At 36.4% G+C, this 4,610-nt stretch carries 3 protein-coding genes; all 3 read right to left on the bottom strand.

Features of this window, described 5'->3' with window-relative positions; translation table 11 throughout:
* The coding region (locus tag NEOC95_RS03455) for an F-box protein (protein ID WP_213151627.1) at positions 1–668 on the bottom strand (668 nt) is incomplete at its 3' end.
* Positions 669–983: 315 nt separating this feature from the next.
* A complete protein-coding gene (locus NEOC95_RS03460; RefSeq protein ID WP_213151629.1) occupies positions 984–1,235 on the bottom strand; it encodes an ankyrin repeat domain-containing protein in 252 nt (83 codons plus the stop codon).
* Between the two features lie 23 nt (positions 1,236–1,258).
* Positions 1,259–4,610: tetratricopeptide repeat protein (locus tag NEOC95_RS03465; protein ID WP_213151631.1), on the bottom strand; the 3,352-nt coding region annotated here is incomplete at its 5' end.

Below are 4,610 nucleotides of genomic sequence, written 5' to 3' on the forward strand. Positions count from 1 at the left end.
TCATTAATCAAGCTTACCAGGCCGAATTTTTTTAAGCCTTTCTCTAAAGTTTTACTAAGATTAGGACGGCAAAAAAGATTGCTATTGGGTAAAGGAGCTTCTATATAGCTTAAGGTATATTCTTCCAAATAGCTGCCCACTGGAGGAGCAGGTAATAAAGTGACTTTTTTATCCGCAGCTTGTGGATCATAAAGGGCAAAGAGGCCATGTTGTTCTACTTTATTTACCAAGTGGATGAGAGATTGAGACTCAATCCCGCCATGAAGACCCCCTTGAATCTGGTGAGGAGAGATTTCTTCTATCAGTTTTTCTTTTCTATACAAATATCCTTTTAAGAAGCCACCTTTTATATACAAATAGAGCTTTTCTGCTTGGTTGCCAGTTATCAAGCAGCCTAAGTAAATCTCAGCACCTTGCTGTTTTTCTTTTGGAGAATTAATTCTACAACTTCCTGGATGAAGCTCTTTCCATAAATTGGCTTGTTGAATTAACTTCTTCCATTCTTTACATACTAGCCTTGCTCGACACAAATCTACCGACCGCAACTTTGCAAATATCTGTAAGCTAATCTCGGCATAAGGACCCTGGCTAAAGGAGAGATTCCTTTTTTCTATCTCCTTAAACTCAGGAAATACAACAAGAGGAAGATTTGGATTTTCTATATTCATTAGCTTTTTCTCTTATTTATTAATATTTAGTGCCATTTGAATTTTAACTTTTCTAAAAATTACTTAAATTTTGGTAGCCTGCTTGCAAACACACCTATCGAAGAAAGGCTATAGGAATAACAATATATTTCTCAATAAAAAATATTTTAAAACATATGGACTTTCAGTAAAAAAAGCTGCTTAAAAGGGGGGAAGAAGAGAATTAATTATCATTTCTAGCCTTTAGCTTTACTTAAAAATCAAACTATAAATAATTTACTAAGTAACTTGTTCTTAAAACATGCTCCCAGCTATTCTTGTTCAGCTAGATGAACATTATGAGCGTTTTACCTTATAGTCGTCAGGAATGCAACCTTCTCCATCTTTAATATCTGCTCTCGCTCCATGAGCTAAAAGCCATGCAGCTACTTGCTGATGACCTCGCTTCACGGCCCAATGCAGAGCGGTTAAACCTTTATTTTCATCTTGAGCATTGATATCTACTCCTTCTTGTTCAATCAAATAGCGTATATCTTCAATATTACCTTGATGTGCTACTCGGCGTAATGCTTGCTGCTTGCCTTTCATCTTGTAGCACCCTAATAAATTGCTTAATTTCTTGATCTTTCTTCTATTTTTTCTAAAAGATCGTGCAAACTATATTGAACGCCCTGTAATAAAGGATGAAAGGGATGAAGTTTTTGTAAAATGGCTGCAGCTCGTTGGCAATGCCCAAAAGCTTCTGCAAAATGTGTTAAGTCAGCTAAAACCTTTACTAGATTATGATGTGTTTTTGCAAGCGACTCGCGAACTTCATTTTGTTGAGACCTTTGATAATAGAGAGAAATGGGAGAAGAAGTGTGTTCATAAATTTGTACGGCTTTTTCATAGTTTTTCTTAGCGTCTATCCTTTCTTCCAATTTATATAAAGCATTTCCTAAGTTGGAATAAGTATGGGCCACAAGAAGAGGAACAGGTGGATCTACTCTTTCGTAAAGATTTATTGCATCAAGATAATAAAATTTGGCATTGATAAAGTCCTTTAGTACCAGCAAAGTATCGCCTAAGTTGAAATAAATTCCAGCTAAGGTAAGAGGATTAGAAAAATTAACTTCTTTATAAATATTTAATGCTTGCAAATAATGAGATATAGCTTTTTCGTTTTGGTTCAAATCTTGCAGAAGGTTACCTAAATTGTTATGAATACCTGCTGTAACAGGATGGCCATCCGAAAAATTGTGTTTTTGTATTAAAAGTGCTGTTCTAAAGCACTTCTCAGCTTCTTCTTTATGGTCTAGCTCACTAAGAACATTACCCATATTACTATAGATTTCTCCTAGTTTAGGATGATTAGAGTTAACTTCCTTATAAATATGTATGGCTTTTTGATAATAATTGACGGCTTCTCGAGGCTTTGATTCTTCGATAATCACTCCTAAATTAAAATAAATTCCTGCAATGGAAGGGTGATTGGAAGGATATACTTTTTCATAAATTTTTAAGGCTTTAAGAAAAAAGCTTCTGGAGCATGTTGGATTACGTAGTTTTAGTTGGGCTCCTCCTAGATTATTATAAACGTCTGCTAGCGCAGGAGAGTCACTGGGAGAAATTTCCTTGAAAATCGGTAAATATTTTTCATAAATTTCTTTGGCTTCTTGATGTTTATCGAGACTCTGAAACACTATCCCTAAATTAAGATAAATTCCTGCAAAAGAAGGATGGTCTTTCGAAAAGTTTTTTTCATGAATTAGAAGAGCTTTTCGATAGAATTTTTCTGCTTGCGTATATTTACCTTGCCTTTGCAAACAATTGCCTAAATTATTGTAAATAGGTTCAAAATCAGGATGTTCTGGAAATGTATAAGCTTGCCTTGCACGTTGCAAGGCTATCCTAAAAGATTCTTCTGCCTGAGCATACTCTCCTAGCTCCAGCCAAAGATTACCATAATTACTATAAAAGCTTACTAAGAAAGGATGCTTGGGATGGGAATAGATTTGCGAGTAGATTTCGTCTGCGTAATCAAAATGATTTTTGGCTTCCACAAACTCACCTAACCTACTTAAAACAATCCCCATGCTATGGTGAATATCTGCTATATCGGAAGATACCTTAAAAGAACCTTTTCCATATAAAGTTAGCGCTTTCTCATAGGTCTGCCTAGCTTCAATATATTGCCCTAAATCTTTCAGTAGATTTCCTAAATTATTATAGACTCCTGCTAAAAAAGAGGGTTTGATATCATCAATTCTTCCATAGATGTCTAAGGCTTTTTCAAAGCGCTTTTTTGCCTCTTCATAATGCCCTAACCCTCGGTCAATTGTTCCTAATTTATTTTCAAAATCGGCTATAAATAAATTCGCTTGCCAGATAACACTTCTTTTTAAACAGTGTTCCCATGTTTTTTTTGCTGCTTCATAAGCTCCTCTACAATTAATATAGTGATGACCTACTCTATCTCTTAAGGTCAATGCCATTCCATTGTCGATTTCTAGCTGCTCTGCATGAGTAGCAATCTTTTCTACATGCACAATTAAACGATAATTATCATTAGCCTTATCTAAATCAGCTTGATCATAATTAAAACTTTCATAAAAAAAGCAAAGTCCTTTACCGCAAATCTCTTTTTGCTCTTCTTCTTTAAGTTGGTCTCTTATCACCAGCTGTACTAAGCTATGGATGCTAATCGTCTCAGCAGCAGCTTCAATCATAGAATAGCGTCTAAGTAAATCAATAGTATGATTAATATCTAATAATGGAGTCTCTGACTGATAGAGCTTAATCACCCAATCTTTAAGCAAGCGACGAGGAATACCCTGTGAACTTAAGTAAGCGCAAAACTGCATTAGAGGATCAACTAAAGAGGGGTATTCATTACTTTCCTTTTCTTTTGCTTCTTCTTGCCGAATCTTTTGCATAGACACATCCCAAGTCACCTGAACTGTCGCCTGGTAGATATCTGGTGGCACTTCAAATTCCCATAATACCCTATAGTGTTGTTCAAATTTTTCCTTATACTCTTCTATAGAGATGTGGGTTTCTTTAATATAGAAAGCTGCTTGAGAAATAGCTAAAGGTAAATTTTGTAATAGATCGGCTAGTTCACCAGCTTCTTCTTTTTGATCTTCTAGATGAGTAATTTTTAGGATAAGCTCAATGGATTCTTCTCGTTTAAAAACGCCTAGGGTAAAAACATGCGCATTAGGCCAATTAGGCTTACGAGAAGTGATGAGAAGATGCCCACCCGATTTAGGCAGCCAGCTATTAAGATTGGTAGCATTTTCCGCATCATCAAAAATCAGCAGCCAGCCAGGATTCTCTTTAAGATAGCAATGCACTTTTTTGACTAATGCTTTGTCTTCCTTTTCTTCTTCTTTAGTTAAAAAGATATGAAGCTTTTCTGCTAAGCTGCTATAAGATTGTAGCAATGCAGCTTCACTTGCAGCATTTAACCACCAAATAAAATTATATTGAGGTGCTGCACGGTAAGCATATTGCAGAGCTAGCTGTGTTTTACCTACCCCTCCTAAGCCTACTTGTGCAGCTAACACTAAGGGCTTACCTTGTGCTAATGTCTCCTCTAAAGCCACAAGGTCTGCTTCCCGTCCAGTAAAATGCTCATTAGGAGCTGTTAAATTACTTCTAGCATCTAAGTAGGCTTTGTGCTCTGCTAAGCTTGCGGCTAGCTTATCAAAATAGGCTTCCAGAGACCATGCATTATCCTCTAGACACTCAGCAGCTTTTTTTAAAGAGCTGGGCACACCACCTAACGCTAACGCTTGCCCTATCTTTTCAGCTTCTTCAGCGGTAAGCTCGCTCTTTTGGCAAGCGATTTGCAAGAGGTAGTTTCTACTTTCCTCGCTGCTAAATAAATTCACAGGTATTTGAAGAATAGCACTATCATGAGCTTTATCGCGCGTAGTAACAATTAATTTACCCTGTTTTTTTTGAGCAAGCTCGATAAGG

The organism is Neochlamydia sp. AcF95 (assembly GCF_018342455.1).
Lineage (GTDB): Bacteria > Chlamydiota > Chlamydiia > Chlamydiales > Parachlamydiaceae > Neochlamydia.

What these genes read in the sequence shown, in the direction of transcription:
- NEOC95_RS03460 (WP_213151629.1), bottom strand. Translation starts at nt 1,235, where the DNA reads ATGAAAGGCAAGCAGCAAGCATTACGCCGAGTAGCACATCAAGGTAAT.